Origin of the sequence: Clostridium transplantifaecale (assembly GCF_900626075.1) — a bacterium.
Taxonomy (GTDB): Bacteria; Bacillota; Clostridia; order Lachnospirales; family Lachnospiraceae; genus Otoolea; species Otoolea transplantifaecalis.
In genome coordinates this window covers 547,676-570,450 of the sequence record NZ_UYZY01000001.1, presented here as the reverse complement: position 1 = coordinate 570,450, position 22,775 = coordinate 547,676, and the positions used below count along the sequence as shown (strand labels likewise).

The 22,775-nt window shown below is 50.0% G+C and carries 17 protein-coding genes; all 17 read left to right on the top strand.

The window, feature by feature from the left end:
- Positions 1-363: 363 nt before the first annotated feature.
- The 17 genes from EJL91_RS02520 (at position 364) to mgsA (ending at position 22,768) form a co-directional block, all read left to right on the top strand.
- Positions 364-2,877, top strand: a complete 2,514-nt coding sequence (locus tag EJL91_RS02520; protein ID WP_125140385.1) for a heavy metal translocating P-type ATPase — start codon at positions 364-366, stop codon at positions 2,875-2,877.
- A gap of 279 nt (positions 2,878-3,156) precedes the next feature.
- Complete coding sequence (gene miaB / locus EJL91_RS02515; protein ID WP_125140384.1) at positions 3,157-4,629, top strand: tRNA (N6-isopentenyl adenosine(37)-C2)-methylthiotransferase MiaB; 1,473 nt, start codon at positions 3,157-3,159, stop codon at positions 4,627-4,629.
- Positions 4,630-4,643: 14 nt separating this feature from the next.
- Complete coding sequence (locus EJL91_RS02510; protein WP_125140383.1) at positions 4,644-5,951, top strand: L,D-transpeptidase; 1,308 nt, start codon at positions 4,644-4,646, stop codon at positions 5,949-5,951.
- 36 nt (positions 5,952-5,987) lie between these two features.
- Positions 5,988-8,633, top strand: coding sequence for a DNA mismatch repair protein MutS (gene mutS, locus EJL91_RS02505; RefSeq protein ID WP_206429463.1), 2,646 nt, complete (start codon positions 5,988-5,990; stop codon positions 8,631-8,633).
- A gap of 37 nt (positions 8,634-8,670) precedes the next feature.
- Positions 8,671-10,869, top strand: a complete 2,199-nt coding sequence (gene mutL / locus EJL91_RS02500) for a DNA mismatch repair endonuclease MutL (RefSeq protein ID WP_125140381.1) — start codon at positions 8,671-8,673, stop codon at positions 10,867-10,869.
- A 137-nt stretch (positions 10,870-11,006) separates the two neighbouring features.
- Positions 11,007-12,017 carry a tRNA (adenosine(37)-N6)-dimethylallyltransferase MiaA gene (miaA, locus tag EJL91_RS02495; RefSeq protein WP_125140380.1) on the top strand — a complete coding sequence of 337 codons (1,011 nt, stop codon included), beginning with the start codon at positions 11,007-11,009 and terminating at the stop codon, positions 12,015-12,017.
- Between the two features lie 20 nt (positions 12,018-12,037).
- Complete coding sequence (locus tag EJL91_RS02490) at positions 12,038-13,318, top strand: methionine gamma-lyase family protein (RefSeq protein WP_125140379.1); 1,281 nt, start codon at positions 12,038-12,040, stop codon at positions 13,316-13,318.
- 798 nt (positions 13,319-14,116) lie between these two features.
- Positions 14,117-14,371 carry a DUF4321 domain-containing protein gene (locus tag EJL91_RS02485; protein ID WP_125140378.1) on the top strand — a complete coding sequence of 85 codons (255 nt, stop codon included), beginning with the start codon at positions 14,117-14,119 and terminating at the stop codon, positions 14,369-14,371.
- Between the two features lie 62 nt (positions 14,372-14,433).
- Positions 14,434-15,129 (top strand): RadC family protein, encoded by a 696-nt coding sequence (radC, locus tag EJL91_RS02480; RefSeq protein WP_125140377.1) that lies wholly within the window; start codon positions 14,434-14,436, stop codon positions 15,127-15,129.
- 2 nt (positions 15,130-15,131) lie between these two features.
- Positions 15,132-15,980, top strand: a complete 849-nt coding sequence (mreC, locus tag EJL91_RS02475) for a rod shape-determining protein MreC (RefSeq protein ID WP_125140376.1) — start codon at positions 15,132-15,134, stop codon at positions 15,978-15,980.
- Complete coding sequence (mreD, locus tag EJL91_RS02470; RefSeq protein WP_125140375.1) at positions 15,961-16,479, top strand: rod shape-determining protein MreD; 519 nt, start codon at positions 15,961-15,963, stop codon at positions 16,477-16,479. The genes mreC and mreD overlap by 20 nt, the downstream gene beginning before the upstream one ends.
- The gene (locus EJL91_RS02465; protein ID WP_125140374.1) at positions 16,472-19,345 is read left to right on the top strand and encodes a penicillin-binding transpeptidase domain-containing protein; all 2,874 of its coding nucleotides are present in this window, start codon (positions 16,472-16,474) and stop codon (positions 19,343-19,345) included. The genes mreD and EJL91_RS02465 overlap by 8 nt, the downstream gene beginning before the upstream one ends.
- Before the next feature lie 14 nt (positions 19,346-19,359).
- The gene (locus tag EJL91_RS02460) at positions 19,360-20,022 is read left to right on the top strand and encodes a septum site-determining protein MinC (RefSeq protein ID WP_125140373.1); all 663 of its coding nucleotides are present in this window, start codon (positions 19,360-19,362) and stop codon (positions 20,020-20,022) included.
- Positions 20,023-20,087: 65 nt separating this feature from the next.
- A complete protein-coding gene (gene minD, locus EJL91_RS02455) occupies positions 20,088-20,879 on the top strand; it encodes a septum site-determining protein MinD (protein WP_125140372.1) in 792 nt (263 codons plus the stop codon).
- Positions 20,880-20,891: 12 nt separating this feature from the next.
- Positions 20,892-21,179 carry a cell division topological specificity factor MinE gene (gene minE, locus EJL91_RS02450; protein WP_125140371.1) on the top strand — a complete coding sequence of 96 codons (288 nt, stop codon included), beginning with the start codon at positions 20,892-20,894 and terminating at the stop codon, positions 21,177-21,179.
- A complete protein-coding gene (locus tag EJL91_RS02445; RefSeq protein WP_125140370.1) occupies positions 21,176-22,300 on the top strand; it encodes an FtsW/RodA/SpoVE family cell cycle protein in 1,125 nt (374 codons plus the stop codon). Before minE ends, EJL91_RS02445 begins: the two co-directional genes overlap by 4 nt.
- A gap of 72 nt (positions 22,301-22,372) precedes the next feature.
- Positions 22,373-22,768, top strand: a complete 396-nt coding sequence (mgsA, locus tag EJL91_RS02440; protein WP_125140369.1) for a methylglyoxal synthase — start codon at positions 22,373-22,375, stop codon at positions 22,766-22,768.
- Positions 22,769-22,775: the final 7 nt, after the last annotated feature.

Sequence of the window (22,775 nt, the reverse complement as noted above, 5' to 3'; positions counted from 1 at the left end):
CGGTGCTTGATGAGGTTTTTTCGAATCTAGCATCCGTTGCGCATTCCACAAGCGGGAGCGAGTCCACGTAGGAATTTTTTCTCCTGGATTCCCCCTCACCACATCATGCAAGCCGGGACTGAAGACTCATAAACACCCTCCCACTCCCCCGTCCGCCGTCTTACAGAGGCGTCCTCGCATCTCAACTAAATCCCCACCCATTTTTTTCATAGATTCCCAAAAAACTCCTTGCAATATACCCTAATAGGGTATATAATTCAAATATAAATCAGATACCCTATACGGGTATAACACAATATTTTTGAAGGAATCAGTCATTATTTCTGCCGCTCATGCAGAGATCACAGAAAGGAGACCGAATAAATGGAACAATATGAAGTAACGGGGATGAGCTGTGCGGCCTGCAGCGCCCGGGTGGAAAAGGCAGTGTCAAAAGTACCTGGCGTGGAATCCTGTTCTGTCAGCCTGCTGACTAATTCAATGGGAGTGGAGGGAAGCGCTTCGCATCAGGAAATCATAGCGGCAGTCGAGGCGGCGGGATACGGAGCGGCGGCTAAAGCAGCGGCGGTTAAGAACGCCCCGACGGCAGCTCCTGCCGGTGATGCATTAAAGGACCGTGAAACTCCTATTTTGAAACGGCGGCTTTATTACTCATTGGGATTTTTGATTGTGCTCATGTATTTCTCCATGGGACACATGATGTGGAACTGGCCGGTTCCGGCGTTTTTTGAAAACAACCACGTTGCAATGGGGCTTTTACAGCTCGTGCTGACGGCCATCGTCATGGTGATTAACCAGAAATTCTTTATAAGCGGTTTTAAGGGACTGATACACAAAGCCCCCAATATGGATACCCTGGTGGCTTTGGGCTCGGGAGCCTCCTTTGTATACAGTCTCTATGCGCTGTTTGCCATGACCGGAGCGCAGGCGGCCGGTGATATGGACGGCGTGATGGCCTATATGCATGAATTCTATTTTGAATCTGCGGCCATGATTCTGACCTTGATTACGGTAGGCAAGATGCTGGAGGCACGCTCAAAGGGAAAAACCACGGACGCCTTAAAGAGCCTGATGAAGCTGGCTCCGAAGACAGCAACCCTCCTGGTGAACGGCGTGGAGACGGAGGTTTCCATTGAACAGGTTAAAAAAGACGATATCTTCGTGGTACGGCCCGGTGAGAATATCCCGGTGGATGGAATTGTCCTGGAGGGGAGCAGCGCTGTTAATGAATCGGCGCTGACCGGCGAAAGTATTCCGGTCGATAAGAACGCCGGAGATCAGGTGTCGGCTGCCACAGTAAACCAGTCCGGTTTTATGAAATGCCGGGCATCCAGGGTTGGAGAGGACACCACCTTATCCCAGATTATCCAGATGGTCAGCGATGCAGCCGCCACAAAAGCTCCGATCGCAAAGGTTGCCGATAAGGTGTCGGGCGTTTTTGTCCCGGCCGTGATTGCCATCTCGGCTGTTACAATTGTCGGGTGGCTGATTGCGGGGCAGACCGTCGGATTTGCACTGGCGAGAGGCATTTCCGTGCTGGTAATCAGCTGTCCCTGCGCCCTCGGCCTTGCGACTCCGGTTGCAATCATGGTGGGCAACGGCATGGGCGCAAAGCACGGCATCATGTTTAAGACGGCCGTTTCTTTGGAGGAAGCCGGCAAGACGGAGATTGTAGCTCTTGATAAGACCGGTACGATCACCAGTGGGGAACCCAGGGTGACGGATGTGGTTCCGGCATCCGGAAACACGGAAACCGATCTTCTCAAATCCGCTTTTGCGCTGGAGAAGAAGAGTGAGCATCCTCTGGCCAGGGCAGTCCTTTTAAGGGCGGAGGAAGAGGGAATGGAAGCCGGAGAGGTCACCGACTTTAAGGCGCTCCCGGGCAACGGCCTGTCTGCTGTCCTTAACGGCGCATCTTTAGCAGGGGGAAATCTCTCTTTTATCAGCACCCAGTGTGAAGTGACAAACGAGATGAAGACAGCATCCGAGCGACTGGCGGAAGAAGGGAAAACACCTCTGTTCTTCAGTAAAGACGGTAAACTGATTGGAATTATCGCCGTAGCCGACACCGTCAAGGAAGACAGTCCGCAGGCGGTAAAGGAACTGCAGAATATGGGAATCCATGTGGTAATGCTGACCGGTGACAATGAGAGAACCGCCAAGGCGGTCGGTCGGCAGGCAGGAGTTGACGAGGTAATCGCAGGCGTGCTTCCCGACGGCAAAGAGAGTGTAATCCGTTCCCTGAAAAAGAAGGGGAAGGTGGCTATGGTCGGCGACGGAATTAACGACGCGCCGGCCCTGACAAGGGCAGATATCGGAATCGCCATCGGGGCGGGTACGGATATTGCCATCGACGCGGCCGACGTAGTCCTGATGAAGAGCCGCCTGAGCGATGTCCCGGCTGCCATCCGTTTAAGCCGGTCCACTCTTAAAAATATCCATGAGAACCTGTTCTGGGCGTTCTTTTATAATGCGGTCGGCATACCGCTGGCCGCCGGGCTGTGGTACCCGCTGTTCGGCTGGAAACTGAACCCGATGTTTGGAGCGGCGGCTATGAGCTTATCCAGTTTCTGTGTGGTGACAAACGCCCTAAGGCTTAACTTTTTTAAACTTTACGATGCCGGAAGGGACAGAAAAATAAAGTCAAAAAGAAAGGAAGAAAAAATGATGGAAAAGACGATGACGATTGAAGGAATGATGTGCGGACACTGTGAGGCAAGAGTAAAGAAATGCCTGGAAGGACTTCCCGAGGTTACGGAAGCAATAGTCAGCCATGAGGCAGGCACCGCGGTTGTGACACTGAGCGCCCCGGTGGGGGATGATGTGCTTAAAAAGACGGTGGAGGATCAGGATTACAAGGTGGTATCCGTCCGCTGACAGTAACGTTCCTGATGGAACCCTGCCGGGCGTGCAAAACGTCCGGCGGGGTTTTGGCTTTTCACGCTTCCCTATTGCCATTTCTGTCATTTTTCCCCTGTGGTGGCAGACGCTTCCTCAATTTCCTGTAAAAATACCCCTGAAGTGGGAAAATTGTAGTGAAAAAGTAAGATTGGGAGCAAATTCGTAAAAGAAATGCACTTGATCATTTGACTGCATTATAGTAATATTAACTAATGTATGAAAACGATGGAAGACACAAGGAGAACTACATATTTTATGACTTCAATAGATTACGAAAATATTGACCTTTCCTGTCTGCCTCCGGAGACGGAACCGGCCAGACAGCAGTATTTTATCGCCAGGTGCAGACAGTGGGTCACAAAGAAGAGTGAAGAGCTCGGAAGGCCGATGACCTGCTTTATCTCCACATTCGGCTGCCAGATGAATGCCCACGATTCGGAAAAACTGATGGGAATTCTTTTGGAAGCAGGCTTTGCGGAAGGGACGGACGAAGAATCTGATTTTGTTCTTTACAATACCTGTACGGTCCGTGAGAACGCCAACCAGCGTGTTTACGGACGTCTGGGCTACCTCCACAGCCTGAAGAAAAAGAATCCCCACATGATGATCAGCCTCTGCGGCTGTATGATGCAGGAACCCGAAGTTGTGGAGAAACTTAAGAAGAGCTACCGTTTCGTCGATATTATTTTCGGCACCCACAACATTTACAAGCTTGCGGAGCTTCTTTCCGAAAGAATTGACGGGAAGAAGATGGTAATAGACATATGGAAGGACACCGAACGGATTGTGGAGGACCTTCCGGCTGAGCGGAAATATCCGTTTAAATCGGGAGTCAATATCATGTTCGGCTGCAACAATTTCTGCAGCTACTGCATTGTCCCTTACGTCAGGGGACGGGAGCGCAGCAGAAATCCGGAGGACATCATCCGCGAGATCGAGTCTCTGGTACAAACCGGAGTCGTTGAGATCATGCTTCTCGGACAGAACGTCAACTCCTATGGTAAAAACCTGGAGCATCCCATCACCTTTGCCGAGCTGCTGAGGAGAGTGGAACAGATTGAGGGCCTTCAAAGAATCCGTTTTATGACGTCCCATCCGAAGGATTTGTCGGACGAGCTGATTGAGGTGATGAAGGACTCGAAGAAAATCTGCCGTCATCTGCACCTTCCCCTTCAGTCGGGAAGCAGCCGTATCCTGAATCTGATGAACCGGAAGTACACGAAAGAGCAGTACCTCACACTGGCTGAGAAGATTAGGTCAGCCATCCCGGATATTTCCCTGACCACGGATATCATCGTAGGTTTCCCGGGAGAGACGGAAGAAGACTTTGAGGAGACTCTGGATGTGGTGAGAACCGTGCGCTATGACAGCGCATTCACCTTTATTTATTCCAAACGTACCGGAACTCCGGCTGCGGCGATGGAAGAACAGGTACCGGAGGAAGCGGTGAAGAACCGTTTTGACCGCCTTCTGAAGGAGGTCCAGGAGATTTCGGCCCAGGTATGCGGCCGGGAGCTTCACACGGTTCAGGAGGTCCTGGTGGAAGAACCGGATGATCACGAAGAGGGTTATCTCACCGGGCGGCTTTCCAACAATACGATTGTCCACTTCCCCGGAAGCAGGGATCTGATTGGAAAGATTGTTAATGTATACCTTGAGCAGTCCAAAGGCTTTTATTATATGGGCAGCCTGCATCACGGCCCCCAGGACACTCTTAAGGATAAATAAGGAGGAAATTTTCTATGAAAAAGCACTATAAAGGTCTTGCAGTTGCCATGTCGGCGTTTATGCTCGCCGGCGGAAGCTTTACGGCATATGCAGGACCTGCAAGTGAAGCCGGCGCTCCATCGGCATCAACAGGCAACACAGACAATGCCGGTTTCGGACCGGGCGGCACCACTGCCGCAGGACATCAGCAACAGGCCGGCACAGAACAGCCCGCGGTGGAGGATACCTCTCTTCATGTGGCAGTAAATTATACCTTTGAATCATCCGGCGATATTACTGCCTTCTCCATGGATCTTAAAAACTTCGATGGAATCGGCGGAGTATCCTACCGCGCCTACACGAATACTGGCGGTTTCCTGTGGTGGTATCACGACGGTGGCCTGACAGGCGTTCCGGGAGACGGTAACTATGTTGAGGCATTCCAGATTCAGCTGACAGGTGATGCGGAGCGTATGTACGATGTTTATTACAGCGCCACCTCATCCGGCCAGGGCAAGATGGGCTGGGCCATGAACGGCCAGATAGCCGGTACAAGCGATATCGGTGAAAAACTTCTCGGCATTGAGGTAATACTTGTGCCGAAGGGAGCCCAGGGACCTGTGAGCGACGCCATGCGTTATATAACGCCTCTTTCGAGCCGTCTTGTTCTCGCCGAGAATGCAACCACTCTGGTGAATGAGGACGGAACAAACTACAACGGCTGGGTATCCAACGACCATGCCCGCTACTATTTTGTAGACGGACGCGCCCTGACGGGATGGCAGTATGTGGACGGTTATAAGTTCTACTTTGATTCATACGGCCGCCTTGTACAGAATGTGGAACCGCTGATTGGAAAGCAGAGCAGCTATCTTCTGAAGGTCAACAAGACCCTCAACTGCCTGACTGTCTATGCAAAAGACGGAAGCAACGGATATATCATTCCGGTGAAGGCGATGCTGACATCCGTAGGTGACGATACACCGATCGGAACATTTTACACTCCTGAGAAATACCGCTGGAGACTGATGGTAAATGATACATACACACAGTATGCAACGAGAATCACACAGGGCTTCCTGTTACACTCCATTACCTATGAGACACCGGATATCAACGCTCTGATGACGGTTGGCTACAACGGCCTGGGTGTTACAAGATCTCTCGGCTGCGTGCGATTAACCGCAGAAAACTCTAAATGGATTTACGATAACTGTGCACTTGGTACAGCGGTTACAATCTACGAGGACCCGAATGTGGCATCACCGTTCGACGTTCCGGAACTGGTTCCGCTCTCCTTTGAGCAGACATGGGATCCGACGGATCCGCTTATTGTAAGATAAGAGAAGAGAGGTTAAAACGTGACACAGCTTTCACCAATGATGACCCAGTATCTGGAGACTAAAAAACAATATCCCGACTGTATTCTTTTTTACAGACTCGGAGATTTCTATGAGATGTTCTTTGAGGATGCCTTAACGGCATCCCGGGAACTGGAAATTACACTAACTGGAAAAGACTGTGGACTTGAGGAACGCGCACCTATGTGTGGCGTTCCTTATCACGCGCTTGAAGGTTATTTGAGCAAGCTCGTCCAAAAGGGCTATAAGGTGGCAATCGGGGAACAGGTAGAAGACCCGAAAACCGCAAAGGGGCTTGTAAAGAGGGAAGTAATCCGCGTCGTTACGCCGGGCACCATCACCAACTCCCAGGCTCTTGAAGAGTCGAAGAACAATTATCTGATGGGCATTGTGTACACCGACGGCGTATTCGGAATTTCCGTAGCCGATGTCAGCACCGGCGATTATCTGGTGACCGAGGTCAAATCGGAGCGGAACCTGATCGATGAGATTTACAAATTTTCTCCTTCTGAAATTATATGCAATGAAGCATTTTACATGTCGGGAATCGATTTAGATGATTTGAAAAACAGACTGCGCGTCGTTATTTCGGATCTGGATAATCGGTTCTTTTCTGATGAATTCTGCAGAAAACTTCTGCGGGATCATTTTCATGTAGAGCACCTGGAAGGTCTTGGCCTGAACGACTACGAGACGGGCACTATCGCGGCGGGGGCCGTGCTGCAGTATCTCTATGAGACACAGAAGAACTCGCTGGATCACCTGACGAGAATCACCCCCTATACGACGGGGCAGTTTATGATGCTCGACACTTCCACAAGACGCAATCTGGAGCTGATTGAGACCCTGCGCGAAAAGCAGAAGAGAGGAACCCTGCTCTGGGTATTAGATAAGACGAAAACGGCTATGGGAGCCAGAATGCTCCGTTCCTTCGTGGAACAGCCGCTGATCAATAAAGATGAAATCCTGAAACGCCAGAACGCGATTGAAGAGCTGAATATGAACTATATTTCCAGGGAGGAAATCTGTGAATATCTGAATCCGATCTATGATCTGGAACGCCTCTTAGGGCGTATCAGTTATAAAACGGCTAACCCGCGCGACCTGATTTCATTTCGGAATTCCCTTGAAATGCTGCCGCATATCAAACACATCCTGAAGGAATTCAGCGCCGGGATGCTGAAGGAGACAGAAGAGCAGCTCGATCCTCTGGAGGATTTGAAAAAGCTGATTGACGACGCGATCGTCGACGATCCGCCCATATCGGTCCGGGACGGCGGCATCATAAAAGACGGCTTCCATGAGGAGGCGGACCGTCTGCGCCATGCAAAGACGGAGGGTAAAACATGGCTGGCTGAACTGGAACAGACGGAGAAAGAAAAGACGGGCATTAAAAACCTGAAGATCAAATATAACAAAGTTTTCGGTTATTATTTTGAAGTCACCAACTCCTTCAAGGAACAGGTACCCGATTATTTTATCAGGAAACAGACGCTCACTAATGCGGAGCGGTACACAACGGACCGTTTAAAAGAACTGGAAGACGTGATTATGGGGGCGGAGGACAAGCTTTACTCCCTGGAATATGAACTGTTCTGCCAGGTCAGAGACGGCGTTGCCGGGGAAGTAAAGAGAATCCAGCAGACAGCCCATGCCGTCGCCCTTATCGATGTCCTGGCCTCCCTCTCCGTAGTGGCGGTGAGAAATAATTATGTGAAGCCGGCAATCAATGAGAAGGGCATTATCCATATTAAAAACGGCCGTCATCCGGTGGTGGAGCAGATGATGTCGGGCGGCATGTTCGTGGCCAACGACACGTATCTGGACAATGGGAAAAACCGTGTTTCCATCATCACGGGACCCAACATGGCAGGTAAATCCACCTATATGAGACAGACTGCCCTGATCACGCTGATGGCGCAGATCGGCAGTTTTGTTCCGGCCGACGATGCCGATATCGGTCTCTGCGACAGAATCTTTACACGAGTCGGCGCATCCGATGATCTGGCGTCGGGCCAGAGTACCTTCATGGTTGAGATGACCGAGGTCGCCAACATTTTACGGAATGCGACCAGGAACAGCCTTCTCATCCTGGATGAGATCGGGCGCGGAACGAGCACCTTTGACGGTCTTTCTATTGCCTGGGCCGTCGTGGAATATATCAGCAACACCAAGATTCTGGGAGCCAAAACCCTGTTCGCCACTCATTACCATGAGCTGACGGAACTGGAAGGCACGATGAGCGGAGTCAACAACTACTGCATCGCCGTCAAGGAGCAGGGAGACGATATCGTTTTCCTCAGAAAAATTGTAAAAGGCGGGGCGGACAAGAGCTACGGCATCCAGGTTGCCAAGCTGGCAGGTGTGCCGGATCCGGTCATCGAACGCGCCAAAGAGCTGGTAGAAGAGCTGAGCGACGCCGACATCACCGCCCGTGCCAAGGAAATAGCCGAGAACGGCTGTGGAATCGCGGTCAGGAAGAAGCTGAGCAAACCGGACGAGGTGGATCTGCTTCAGATGTCTATCTTTGATACGGTGAGCGAGGATGACATCATCAAGGAGCTGATGGAGCTTGAGATTAACAAAATGTCTCCTATTGACGCCCTGACCACCCTCGACAAGATGCAGTCACGTCTGAGAAACAGATGGAGCAGCAAACAGTAATAATCGGCATTAAGCATTAGTATAAGGAGGCGAAACGATGGCAAACATTCAAGTATTAGATCAGAATACGATTAACCAGATAGCGGCCGGAGAGGTGATCGAACGCCCTGCCTCCGTTGTAAAAGAACTTCTTGAGAATGCCGTCGATGCCAAAGCGACGGCGGTCACCGTTGAGATACGCGACGGCGGCCTTTCCATGATCCGCGTTACGGACAATGGCTGCGGAATTCCAAAAGAGCAGATTCCGCTTGCGTTCCTGCGTCACGCGACGAGTAAAATCAGGACGGTGGAAGATTTATTTACCGTGGCCTCTTTAGGGTTCCGGGGTGAGGCTCTTTCGAGCATTGCCTCCGTAGCCCAGGTGGAACTCATTACAAAGACGACGGGAAGCATGTCGGGATCCAGATATCAGATAGAGGGCGGAGAAGAAATTTCCCTGGAAGAGGTGGGCGCTCCGGAGGGAACTACCTTCATAGCGAGAAACCTCTTCTACAATACGCCCGCCAGAAGAAAATTCCTGAAAACCCCGATGACGGAGGGCGCCCATGTGGCCGATCTGGTGGAGAAAATCGCCTTGTCACATCCCGAGATTTCCATCAGACTCATCCAGAACGGACAGAGCAAGCTCCATACCTCGGGGAACCACAACCTGAAGGATATTGTTTACACCATATTCGGCCGCGAGATTGCGGCTAATCTGCTTCCGGTGGAGTCGGGGGCGGATCCGGTGAAGGTGGAAGGTTATATCGGAAAACCCCTGATTGCCAGGGGAAACCGCAATTATGAAAACTATTTTATCAATGGCAGATATATCAAAAGCAGTCTTATCAACAAAGCGATAGAAGATGCCTACAAGCCTTTTATGATGCAGCACAAATACCCTTTTACCATGCTCCAGTTTACGATTGAGCCGGAATTTCTGGATGTCAACGTCCATCCGGCCAAGATGGAGCTGCGCTTCAGGGATGGGGAGATGGTCTATAAGATGGTGTACCATACAATCTCAATGGCCCTGTCGCAAAAAGAACTGATCCCGCAGGTCGAACTGCCTGGTGTAAACCCGTTTGGCGGGAAGAATGCTGAAAACCAGGAAACAGGGAAAGACCGTGGCATAGGCGGGTCTTATGGGAACGGCCGGACACAGGACGGAATGCCTTACGGCGTCCCATCATCCAGGGGACTCAAACCCGTTATTTTCAGGGAAAACCGGCCTGAGCCCTTTGAAAAACGCAGACTGCAGGCGGAGTCCCTGATTCAATCAGCGGCAGCCTCGGATCTCACAAGCGCCCACGAAGCAGCAGCAAGTGAGCAGGCTGCGCCGGAAGCGGGCGGCAGGCCTTCTGGCTCTTCCGGTCTGACCGGAAAGGATATCAGGGATCTGCTCTCCGTAAGGACACCCGTGATTGCAGATGAAACCGCCCCCTATTCAGGGCGGCCGGACGCCCCCGTTTCTTTCTCTGCCGCAAAGCCGGATACCGGGATTGAATCGGAACACGGTATCGGACCAGAGCAGAATATTGATCCGGAACCAAATACCGGATCGGATTCACCCTCCGATTTGCGCCCTGAAGCAGAGACAGCGGCGGCAGACACCCTGTCACAGGCCGCGCCAAAGCAGCTTGATTTATTCGAAGAAAAACTGCTCACAAAGCAGGCCCGCTCCGAGCACATCCTGATCGGCCAGCTGTTCGACACTTACTGGCTGGTGCAGTTTCATGACAATCTTTACATTATCGATCAGCACGCGGCCCATGAGAAGGTTCTTTATGAGAAGACAATCGCCTCGCTGAAAAAGCGAGAGTACACTTCACAGTTAATTAATCCTCCGATTATCCTGACCCTGTCAGGAAACGAGGAATTGATGCTTAAGAAATACATGGATCATTTCACATCGGTCGGATTTGAGATTGAGCATTTCGGCGGCAAAGAGTATGCGGTGAGGGCAGTTCCCGCCAATCTTTTTTCCATTGCAAAAAGAGAGCTGCTGATGGAGATGATAGACGGCCTGACCGATGGAGTCGACCAGGGCACGCCCGATATTATCAATGAAAAGATTGCCTCCATGTCATGCAAGGCGGCGGTCAAAGGCAACCACGCAATGTCGGCCATGGAAGCCGACAAACTGATTGACGAACTGCTGGAACTGGAAAATCCGTACGCCTGCCCTCACGGCAGACCGACCATCATTACCATGAGCAAGTATGAACTGGAAAAGAAATTCAAGCGCATTGTATAGAAACCGCCACCAGGTTGACATAATATAATTATGTCAACCTGGTGAGGCGTTACCGTGAAACCATCCCGGAACAGACAGCATTCGAAAGGGTCTGTTTCCTATCAACAAAACTACCCCATATACAGGAAAACTATCATATGAAGAAACCTTTAATCATCATTACAGGCCCTACGGCCGTAGGAAAGACCGCCCTGTCCGTCCGTCTCGCTGAGCGGATAGGAGGAGAGATTATCAGTGCAGATTCCATGCAGGTCTACCGCCATATGGATATCGGTTCCGCAAAAGTCACGAAAGAGGAGATGCGTGGAGTCCCCCATCACCTGATTGATATTCTGGATCCTTCGGAAGAATTCAATGTGGTGACCTTCCAGAAAAAAGCAAAGGAAGCGCTGGAGGAAATCTATTCACGTGGTTCCGTGCCGATTATTGCCGGAGGAACGGGATTTTATATCCAGGCTCTTCTGTATGACATCGATTTCACGGAAACCGAGGAGGACGGCACCTTCCGGGAAGAGATGGAAACCCTTGCCCGGGAAAAGGGCCCGGCCGTTCTCCATGCGATGCTTGAACAGGCCGATCCGGAGTCGGCTGCCGCTATTCATGAAAACAATATAAAGAGAGTGATCCGCGCCCTGGAATTTTACCGGCAGACAGGTGAAAAAATATCTGCCCACAATGAAGAAGAACGCAGTAAAGAATCTCCCTACCAGTTTTTCTACTATGTCGTCAATACCGACAGGAGCGTGCTCTATGAGCGCATCGACCGCCGGGTGGACCAGATGATGGAAAACGGCCTTGTGGAGGAAGTAAAATCCCTGAAGGCCATGGGTTTGACAAAACAGATGGTTTCAATGCAGGGCCTCGGTTATAAGGAAATCCTCGATTATCTGGATGGCAACTGCAGCCTGGAGGAGGCGGTTTACATCCTGAAACGCGATACGCGCCATTTTGCCAAACGCCAGCTCACCTGGTTTAAACGGGAACGCGGCGTACGGTGGCTGAACCTGCCCGACTTTGACAACGACAGGGAGAGAGTGCTTGATCATATCATATCCGAGTACCATATGGAAACGGGACGGGATAATACTAATACACAGAATGCATGTTATGAAAATAATGCAGCAAACAGTACAGACGACATGCAGTGAAAGGAAAAAGGAACAGGACAATGCAATTAGAAGAGATGTATGAAGGCCTTGGAATCAGCCGGAAAGTGCTTGATTTCGGGAACGAGGTGGAGTCCTCACTGAAAGAGCGCTTTGAGGAGATAGACCAAAACGCGGAATATAACCAGTTAAAAGTAATCGCCGCAATGCAGAAAAACAGGGTCAGTGATATCCATTTTGCAGGTACGACGGGATATGGCTACAACGATTTGGGGAGAGAGACGCTGGAACAGGTTTACGCCGATATTTTCCATACGGAAGACGCCCTGGTGCGCCCTCAGATCACCTGCGGGACCCATGCCCTCTATACGGCTCTTGCGGGCAACCTGCGCCCGGGTGATGAACTTTTATCTCCGGTTGGAAAACCCTACGATACACTTGAGGAAGTGATCGGCATCCGGCCGTCGAACGGTTCCCTGAAGGAATATGGAATTACTTACCGCCAGGTGGATCTCCTTCCCGACGGAAGTTTTGATTTCGACGGAATCAGAGCCGCCATCGGTGAAAAGACGAAACTTGTAACGATTCAGCGGTCGAAGGGTTATGCTACAAGGCCGACGCTTTCGGTAAAGAGAATCGGAGAACTGATTGCCTTTGTCAAAGGTATCAAGCCGGATCTTATCTGTATGGTCGACAATTGCTACGGAGAATTTGTAGAGCGCATCGAGCCAAGCGATGTGGGCGCCGATATGGTAGTCGGTTCCCTGATTAAAAATCCGGGCGGCGGCCTTGCCCCCATCGGCGGCTATATTGCCGGTACCAGGGAGTGCATCGAAAAGGCGGCCTACCGTCTCGGTTCACCTGGTCTTGGAAGAGAAGTAGGCGCCAGCCTGGGTGTTAACCAGTCTCTTTTCCAGGGACTTTTCCTGGCTCCAACCGTAGTGGCCGGGGCATTAAAAGGAGCAATATTCGCCGCCAATATCTATGAAAAGCTGGGCTTTCCCGTTGTTCCAAACGGAACGGAATCCCGCCATGACATCATCCAGGCCGTAACCTTTGGAAAACCAGAGGGAGTCATCGCATTCTGCCAGGGAATCCAGGCCGCCGCCCCCGTAGACAGCTACGTAACGCCGGAGCCCTGGGACATGCCCGGCTACGATTCCCCCGTCATCATGGCAGCCGGAGCATTCATCCAGGGTTCCTCCATCGAGCTGTCTGCCGACGGGCCGATCAAGCCGCCGTATTCCGTATTTTTCCAGGGCGGACTGACCTGGTATCATGCGAAACTTGGGATCCTTATGTCTCTTCAAAAACTGACAGAGGCGGGGATTGTTGAAAAATAAGAACGCGGATGGGGTGGCCGGGTTGGGTGGTGAGAGGGAATGAGTGAGTCTTCAGTCCCGGTTTGCAGGTTGTCGCGGGTGGGGAAGATTTTTGCCGGGACTGAAGACGCCGCAGTGTACCGCCACCCCAAAACGGCCTGCCGCCGCTGACTGTTCTAATTCTTTTCAGGGGAGAGGTATTGGAGCGGCCACTACTTGTCTATAATTAAGGAATAGAGACTTTCGTCCCTATCGTTCAGGAGAGTGCCTTAATAACAAATCTTTTTAGAAGAGTAAAAATAAAATATTTTGGCTGATTAGAGGCGATCAGTGGCGGCGACAGGGGGGGGGCTTTTCCTTTGAAAAAGGCGGCATCATAGTGGAAGGCGAGGTGGATGGACGGGCATAGTCTACGCGGGTTTCAGTCCGTTCGACGCAGTAGAGGGGGGGAATACGGGAGAAAGCAATTCCGCAGGGAACCTTGGAGTCCATCAGCACTTAGGCGGCGTATTTCAGACGCCTTAGTACTGATATGCACTCCACCGAGCGCAAGCGTTTCCCGGAGGAATTGCTTTCTGCCCGTATTCCCCGTTTACACCAATCTCCCCACGGACTGAAGCCCTCAACCACCTATCACTCCCCGTCCATCCACCCCCTCCGCGCCAAAATTTTTCAATTCCATTAATAAATCTTTAATAAAAAACTGGTCCTCCCAATGTATACAGGCAGGCCGGTTTATGCTACAATAAGAAGAATCGGTTCAATTATCCATATATGTGAATAGTTGCTAACCGGATATAAGGGAGAGAACGAACAGATATGAGCAGAGCAAAAAACTTCTGGATCCTTTTGTTGTTTTTGCTGACGGGAATTGTGCTTGGCGGTTTTATCGGGAATCTGGCTTCCGGTATTCCGTGGTTGACATGGCTGAATTTCGGTGAGACATTCGGGCTGACCGAACCGGTTGTCCTCAACTTTGGGATTCTTGTCATCACGTTCGGCCTGACAATCAGAATCACGATGGCAAGCATTGTCGGCGTGATTATTGCAGTGATTACATATCGTCTGGTCTGAGTGTACTTTTCGTTGCTGTTATCCTTACACTGTACTTGGAGAGGCACGGTTGGGAGGATATTATGGAAAGACGACTTACGATGAAAGAGCTGCCCAATTCGGACAGACCTTATGAAAAGTGCCTGGCATCGGGACCGGAAGGCCTTACCGATGCGGAATTACTGGCTGTTATTTTGAGAACCGGCGCCAGAGGGGAGACTTCCCTGGAGCTGGCCAGGAGAATACTGGATATCAATTATCCGGGCGGAATCCTGGGACTTCTCCACCTGTCCCTCCCCGAGCTTATGGCCATCAGGGGAATCGGCAAGGTCAAAGGAATCGAATTATTATGTATCGGTGAACTGTCCAGACGTATCTGGAAGACACTGGTCACCGAAGAAGCGGTCGTTTTCACCGAACCGTCCGCTATTTCCGGCTTCTATATGGAAGATATGCGCCATATGGAACAGGAAGAACTGCATCTGATGATGCTGAATACGAAAAATGTACTGATTAAGGATTCACTGATATTCCGGGGCACTGTCAACATGTCGGTTGCTTCCCCCAGAGAGATGTTTATAGAGGCGCTGCGTCACCATGCAGTCCATATTATACTGGTCCACAACCATCCCAGCGGAGATCCTGCTCCCAGCAGTGAAGACAGGAAACTGACTGCACAGGTGAAGGAGGCGGGAGCGCTTCTTGGAATCCGGCTTCTGGATCACATTATCATTGGAGATAATTCTTATTTCAGTTTTAAAGAACGGGGAATTATATAGCTATGAAGAAGAGCAAATATATCCTGGCAGGACTGTCTGCTTTTTGTATCCTGCTGATTGCCGTAACGTCCATAAACAGCAGTTTTCTTACACCGCTGAGGACCGGCGTCGGATACTTTCTTGTACCTCTGCAATCCGGTATGAACACGGTGGGGACAAGTCTTTACAATAATATCAGGGACTATTCCTCCCTGAAGGAGGCCCAGGCTGAGAACGCCCGTCTTGCCAAACGGATTGAGCAGCTCACGGAAGAGAACAACCGCCTGCAGTCGGAACAGTTTGAACTGGAACGTCTGAGGGAACTCTACCAGCTTGATCAGGACTACATGCAGTATGAAAAGGTAGCCGCGCGCGTCATCGCCAAAGATTCCGGCAACTGGTTCCAGATTTTCAGGATCGATAAAGGTTCTGCCGACGGAATCAAGGTGGATATGAACGTCATGGCCGGAGGCGGCTTGGTGGGTATTGTCACCGATGTGGGAGCCAATTACGCCACCGTCAGGGCGATTATCGACGACGACAGCAATGTGGGCGGTATGTCCATGCGCTCCGGCGCCACCTGTAACGTGTCCGGAAACCTGACGTTGTATCAGGAAGGCCGTCTCGGTCTTGATCATATTAAAAAGGACGACGACATCCAGAACGGTGATAAGATTGTCACTTCCAATATCAGTGATGTTTTCCTTCCCGGAATTCTGATCGGATATGCCGCCGATCTGGCCACAGATGCCAACAATGTCACAAAATCGGGCTATATTGTTCCGGTGGCGGAATTCGACAACCTCCAGGAAGTACTGGTAATCACCCAACTGAAAAACGGGGGAGATGAAGATGCGCAAAGTACTGATTAATATAATACTTCTCATCCTGGCGTTTACGATCCAAATCTGCGTGTTTCCGCAGATTGCCTTTCTGTCCTCTGCGCCGAACCTGCTCCTGATCACCGTATTTATCTTCGGTTTTATCGAGGGTAAGGAAGCCGGTATGCTGTATGGGCTGATAGCAGGGCTATTTATGGATCTTTTTTACAGCGGCCCGTTTGGTTTTTACACCCTGTTTTTTATCAACATGGGATACCTGAACGGGATCTGCACAAAGTACTATTATGAGGACTATATCACCCTGCCTCTTGTGCTCAGTATCGTCAACGATCTGGCATATAATATGTACATTTATATTTTCCGCTTTCTCATCAGAAACAGGCTGAATTTCGGCCATTATTTTATAAAAATCATGATTCCGGAAATCATTTTTACAACCGTAACCACCCTGATTGTTTACCATTTCTTCTTATTCATATACCGTAAACTGAAGGCGTGGGAGCAAAGGAGAGACAAGAATCTTGTTTGATGACCTGAAAGAGTTTTTAAAAGAATTGATCAAAAAAGTGGTTACTTCCCGTCTCTTCGCCCTGTCCGCAGTCTTTTTAATCATGTTCTGCGTGTTGGTCGGCAGGCTGTTCAAGCTGCAGATCGTTGAGGGAGAAGAGTATCAGGATGCCTATATAGCCCTGGCAGAAAAAGTAATAAAGACAGCAAGTACAAGGGGCAATATTTACGACAGAAACGGAAATGTCCTGGCTTATAATGAGCTGGCATATTCCGTTACCATACAGGATATCGGAGCCTTTAAGAAAGATGCCGACTGGAACAGTATGCTTTACGAACTGGTGACGATTCTGAACAAACACGGGGAAACCGCCCAGGGAAGCCTTGAACTTATGATAGACCACGATGGAGAAGTGGCCTATTCCACAAAGACAGAGGCAGCCAGAAAGCGGTTTTTAAGAGATCTATACGGTCTTAAAAGTGTGGACGAACTGACGGATAAGGATGGCGATGCACCCGCAGACGTCACAGCCAGAGAACTTTTTGATAAATTAAAGAAGCAGTATAAGCTGGAGGAAACAAAGGATCGGAACGGCGACCCGATAGAGGTCCCGGACGATATCGCCCTTCAGATGATTAACATCCGGTACACGATGCGTTTTACTGCTTTCCAGAAGTACGAGACGACCACCATCGCTACAAATATCAGCGACGAGACGATGACCGACATCTTGGAGCACTCGTCTGTCCTGCCGGGCGTCGACATCGATGAATCCACCATCCGCGTCTACAATGAGAGTCTTTACTTTGCTCCGATTGTAGGTTATACCGGAAAAGTTACGACGGAACGTCTGGAAGAACTGAAACAGGTCAACGACGATTACGAGCTCAACGATGTCGTCGGAAGAACCGGTATTGAGTCTTCAATGGAGCTGGAACTCAAGGGCAAGAAAGGTTCCCAGACCGCCTACGTAGACAATGTGGGAAGAATACTGAATATTACGGATGAAGTCCAGCCCGTGGCCGGCAATGATATCTGGCTGACGCTGGATCTCGATTTACAGAAGGCAATCTACAACATACTGGAGCGGCAGCTTGCCGGTGTGCTTCTGAAGACGATTGTCAATCAGGAAGCGAGCGAGATTGTTTACACCGACTCCTCCAATATCAAACTGCCGATTAAAGACGCTTATTTCCAGTTAATCAACAACAATGTCCTGTCCTTAGATCAGTTTGCATCCGAGGAAGCCTCCGATGTGGAGCGCCAGATCAATGCAAAGTATCTGAACGCCAGGGCCAGGGTTGAGAACGATATCAGAAATGAACTCATGTCCGGGAATGCCACAATGATGCGGGATTTATCGGAAGAGATGCAGGCGTACATGATTTACATCTACACCTATCTTGCCAGTGACGAGGCGGGTGTTGTCCTCAGGGATTCCATCGATACGACGAGCGCGGAGTACCAGGCATGGAAGAACAATGCCATCAGTTTGAGGGATTACCTCTACTACGGTATTGCCAGCAACTGGATCGATACGACAAAGCTTAATATTACCAGCAAGTATTCCAACGCCGATGACGTATTCTCCGCCCTGGTGGACTATGTGTTCCAGAACCTGGAGGAGGATCGCGAGTTCACGAAAAAGATTTACCGCTACCTGATCAACAACAATGTTGTGACGGGAAAAGAACTCTGCCTTGCCCTCTATTCCCAGAATGTGCTGGCCTATGATGAGGAGGAGGTAAGCCGCCTCCGTTCCAGCGGAGATGAATATGCCTTTGAATTCCTGATGAACAAGATACGCAATATCGAGATTACACCGGCCCAGCTGGCTCTCGATCCCTGTACGGCGAGCTGTGTCGTCACCAACGTCCGCACGGGAGAGGTTATGGCCCTCGTTACGTATCCAAGCTACGACAGCAACCGGATTTCCGATCCGGAATACTTTGCACAGCTCAATTCGGACCAGTCTCTGCCGCTTAGAAACAATGCAACCCAGACACTGAAGGCACCGGGGTCCACCTTTAAACCGATTACAGCCGTTGCAGGCCTGGAAGAGGGCGCCATCCGAATCGATGAGACTATCAACTGTACCGGTATTTACGAAGAGGTGAGCAATCCAATCAAGTGCTGGAAGTATCCTGGATTCCATGGCCCGTTAAATATTATCGGCGGTATCGAAAATTCCTGTAACTACTTTTTCTCGGATTTGGCCCACAGGCTGTCTCTCGATGAAGAAGGGAATTACAACGCCGAAAAAGGCCTTGAGGTAATCCGGAAATACGCAACGATGTTCGGCCTGGATCAGCCTTCCGGAATTGAAATTTTTGAAGCGAAGCCTGAGATCAGTAACACCGATCCGGAGCGTTCCTCAATGGGACAGGGTACTCACAACTATACAAATGTCCAGCTCGCCCGCTATGTGACGGCTCTGGCCAACAGAGGAACTGTTTTTGATTTAAGCTTGATCGACAAGGAAACCGACTCCAAGGGCAACCTGGTGAAGGATTACACTCCGGCGGTTCACGCCCAGCTTGAATTTGCCCCTTCCACATGGGATGCGGTGCAGCAGGGTATGAGACAGGTTATCGCAAACAGCAGTACCAAACGTATTTTCAATAACCTGGATGTCCATATAGCAGGAAAGACAGGTACGGCCCAGGAGACCGAGAAGAGAGGAAACCACGCATTTTTCGTTTCCTTTGCTCCTTATGAGAATCCGGAAATTGCCGTAACCGTCAACATTCCAAATGGCTATTCGTCATCCAACGCCGCTATGGCGGCAAAACATGTATACCGCTACTATTATAAGAATACGACACTTGATGATATTATGACCTCGGGAGCGTTAGACGCATCCAATGAGAGGATCAACGGAGACTAAGAGGTGAGTGTTTCATGCAAAGCTCAGTAGTGATCAAAGGAAGCAAGGCCGGTATGACTGTAATACTGAATCCTGACGTCCCCTTTGAACAACTGATTGAAGACATAGGAAAAAAGTTCAGGGAGAGTTCCAGATTCTGGGGTTCGATACAGATGACGCTGACTCTGGAAGGACGCACACTTACACCTGCTGAGGAATTTCAGATTGTGGACGCTATCACGGCCAATTCACAGATTGATATTCTCTGTATTCTGGACACCGATGCCAACCGCATTGCCAGATGTGAAAAGGCCCTGACAGAGCGTCTGATGGAACTTTCATCCCAGACAGGACAATTTTATAAGGGCAGCCTTCACAGGGGCGATGTCCTGGAGTCGGAGGCCAGCATTGTGATTATCGGCGATGTCGGACAGGGCGCCCGCGTCATTGCAAAGGGCAACGTGATTGTGCTCGGCGCGGTGAACGGCACCGTCCACGCAGGGGCCGCAGGCGGCGGCGCCGTGATTGTCGCCTTCGACCTGGCGCCCGTGCAGCTTCGCATCGGTGATTTCAGCACCAGAGCGGAGGAGAAAGGAAAACGTCTGGGCAGAGGCCCTATGGTTGTTTCCGCAGAAGAGGACGGCCTGGTGGTCCGGCCAATTAAGAAGAGTTTTTTAAATTATTTAAATTTTATTTAATAGTGGAATTATTTCTGATTTTAGAGTAGAATAAAAGGGTAAACTGAATACAGGAGGATGTTCAAATGAGTGAAGTCATTGTTGTTACTTCCGGAAAAGGAGGCGTCGGCAAGACAACGACTTCCGCGAATGTCGGAACCGGCCTTGCCATGCTCGGAAAGAGAGTCGTATTAATCGATACAGATATCGGACTCAGAAATCTGGACGTGGTCATGGGACTGGAGAACCGGATTGTTTATAATCTGGTAGACGTAGTGGAAGGCAATTGTCGCATGAAGCAGGCGCTTATTAGAGACAAAAGATATCCTAACCTGTTTTTACTGCCGTCCGCGCAGACGAGGGACAAGTCATCCGTCAACCCGTCGCAGATGGTAAAGTTAGTAGAGTACCTGAGAGAAGATTTTGACTACATACTATTAGATTGCCCGGCAGGCATTGAACAAGGTTTTAAGAACGCCGTCGCCGGAGCAGACAGAGCACTTGTCGTCACAACCCCGGAGGTTTCCGCCATCCGCGATGCAGACCGCATTATCGGTCTTCTTGAAGCAGACGCCACCAAACGTATTGAACTGATCATCAACAGGATACGGATGGATATGGTGCACCGCGGTGACATGATGTCTGTGGATGATGTGATGGATATCCTTTCCATCCCTGTCATCGGCACAGTACCGGATGATGAGGACATCGTCGTTTCCACCAACCAGGGCGAGCCCCTTGTGGGAATGAACGGATATGCCGGACAGGCTTATCTGAACATATGCAAAAGAATACTTGGTGAATCGGTGCCGTTTATGAATCTGGAAAACAGCCGGAATATATGGTCCAGAATAACCTGTCTGCTGAAGCGGGCATAAGGGAGGGACTGTATGATGCATTTAGTGGAGCTGTTTGGCCGGAAGAATTCAGGCGAAATCGCAAGGCAGCGCCTAAAACTGTTGCTGGTTTCTGATCGGGCAGGCTGCTCGCCGGAACTGCTGGAGATGATAAGGAATGACTTTATACACGCTGTCTCCAGGTATATGGAAGTGGATACAAACGATCTCACCGTATGCGTCATCAGAAGTGCGTCTGATGAATACAAGGGAAAAGTACCTGCGCTGTATGCCAGCATACCGATTCGCGACTTACAGAATAAGGGGCCATTTACAGCATGATATTCGATTACAATTTTAAAAATTACAACTTCCGCATAATTTTATATATGCTGGCTCTCAGTACACTCGGTGTGCTGGTTGTGGGCAGCGCGAGCGGAATGGACCGGGGAACCGTTATGAAGCAGATCGTCGGAGTGGTGGTTGCGCTGATTGTGTGCGTGATCGTCTCCCTGATTGACTACCATAAGTATTTCAAATTCAGCTCGCTGATTTATCTGGGCTGTGTCGGACTGCTGGTTGCGGTACACTTACTCGGGAAAAATACAAAAGGAGCAACCAGATGGCTGAAAATCGGAAGTATACAGATTCAGCCTTCTGAATTTGTTAAAATAGGCCTGATTGTAATCCTTTCCTGGTTTTTAGCGAAAAACCAGGAAAGGATCAATAAGCCGTCCGTGCTTGGAACAGCGGCCTTACTGTGCGCCGTTCCTCTGGGCCTGGTCTATATGCAGCCGAACCTGTCCACCACAATTGTCATTGCATTTACGATGGTCTGTATTGTATACGCCGCAGGACTCAGTTATAAATGGATTTTGGGAGTTATGGCGGCCGGAATACCGCTTACGGCGCTTTCTCTCTACCTGGCGCTGTTTGATATGGTGCCGTTCCTGAAAAAATATCAGGCACAGCGAATTCTGGCAAAGATATTTCACAGTGACAGCCAGTATGCCGACTTGAACCGTCAGCAGGACAACTCAATCATGGCCATAGGTTCAGGGCAGCTTAACGGAAAAGGGTTGTTTAACAACACCTTAAGCTCCGTTAAAAATGGAAATTTCCTCTCTGAGGAACAGACAGACTTCATTTTTGCGGTAATCGGGGAGGAATTAGGTTTTATCCGCTGCGTTATCGTAATTTTGATCTATGCTCTGCTGGTCTATGAATGCATTTTCATAGCCAGCCGCGCAAAAGATACGGCAGGAAAACTTATCTGTACCGGTATGGCGGCTCTGCTTGCTTTTCAGAGCTTTGCTAATATAGCCGTTGCTACGGGAATTTTCCCGAATACGGGCTTGCCGCTGCCGTTTATCAGCTCCGGTATCAGTTCGCTTCTCAGCATGTTTATCGGTATGGGTATTGTCTTAAATATCGGACTTCAAAGAAAAAGCAGCAATCATTAAATGTTACTGTTCAGCACTGCCGTTTTTCGGCAGGGATATGAGCAATAACATCATTAAGGAGGCAGGTTGTCGATGAATATAGGATTAATTGCACATGATTCAAAGAAAAAACTGATGCAGAACTTCTGCATCGCTTATAAGGGGATTCTATCCAAACATTCCCTCTCTGCAACAGGCACAACGGGCAGACTGATTGAGGAGGTTACCAATCTGAATATCCACAAGTATCTTCCCGGCCATCTCGGAGGAGATTCACAACTCGGAGCACAGATAGAACACAATGAGATTGATCTGGTCATCTTTTTAAGAGAGCCTCTGGCTCCGAAATCACATGAACCGGATGCTAATATCGTAATCCGTCTCTGTGACATGCACAATATTCCTCTGGCCACCAATCTCGCCACAGCAGAGCTTCTTATCAAATCTCTGGACCGCGGTGATATGGAATGGCGTGAGATGTATAAATAGGGGTGCG

Bases quoted from the DNA above. Each gene is read 5' to 3' on its own strand.
- miaB (WP_125140384.1), top strand. From the start codon at position 3,157: ATGACTTCAATAGATTACGAAAATATTGACCTTTCCTGTCTGCCTCCG.
- EJL91_RS02510 (WP_125140383.1), top strand. From the start codon at position 4,644: ATGAAAAAGCACTATAAAGGTCTTGCAGTTGCCATGTCGGCGTTTATG.
- EJL91_RS02445 (WP_125140370.1), top strand. From the start codon at position 21,176: ATGATATTCGATTACAATTTTAAAAATTACAACTTCCGCATAATTTTA.
- EJL91_RS02520 (WP_125140385.1), top strand. From the start codon at position 364: ATGGAACAATATGAAGTAACGGGGATGAGCTGTGCGGCCTGCAGCGCC.
- mgsA (WP_125140369.1), top strand. From the start codon at position 22,373: ATGAATATAGGATTAATTGCACATGATTCAAAGAAAAAACTGATGCAG.
- miaA (WP_125140380.1), top strand. From the start codon at position 11,007: ATGAAGAAACCTTTAATCATCATTACAGGCCCTACGGCCGTAGGAAAG.
- EJL91_RS02485 (WP_125140378.1), top strand. From the start codon at position 14,117: ATGAGCAGAGCAAAAAACTTCTGGATCCTTTTGTTGTTTTTGCTGACG.
- mutL (WP_125140381.1), top strand. From the start codon at position 8,671: ATGGCAAACATTCAAGTATTAGATCAGAATACGATTAACCAGATAGCG.
- EJL91_RS02490 (WP_125140379.1), top strand. From the start codon at position 12,038: ATGCAATTAGAAGAGATGTATGAAGGCCTTGGAATCAGCCGGAAAGTG.
- minE (WP_125140371.1), top strand. From the start codon at position 20,892: ATGATGCATTTAGTGGAGCTGTTTGGCCGGAAGAATTCAGGCGAAATC.
- mreD (WP_125140375.1), top strand. From the start codon at position 15,961: ATGCGCAAAGTACTGATTAATATAATACTTCTCATCCTGGCGTTTACG.
- radC (WP_125140377.1), top strand. From the start codon at position 14,434: ATGGAAAGACGACTTACGATGAAAGAGCTGCCCAATTCGGACAGACCT.
- minD (WP_125140372.1), top strand. From the start codon at position 20,088: ATGAGTGAAGTCATTGTTGTTACTTCCGGAAAAGGAGGCGTCGGCAAG.
- EJL91_RS02460 (WP_125140373.1), top strand. From the start codon at position 19,360: ATGCAAAGCTCAGTAGTGATCAAAGGAAGCAAGGCCGGTATGACTGTA.
- mreC (WP_125140376.1), top strand. From the start codon at position 15,132: ATGAAGAAGAGCAAATATATCCTGGCAGGACTGTCTGCTTTTTGTATC.
- mutS (WP_206429463.1), top strand. From the start codon at position 5,988: ATGATGACCCAGTATCTGGAGACTAAAAAACAATATCCCGACTGTATT.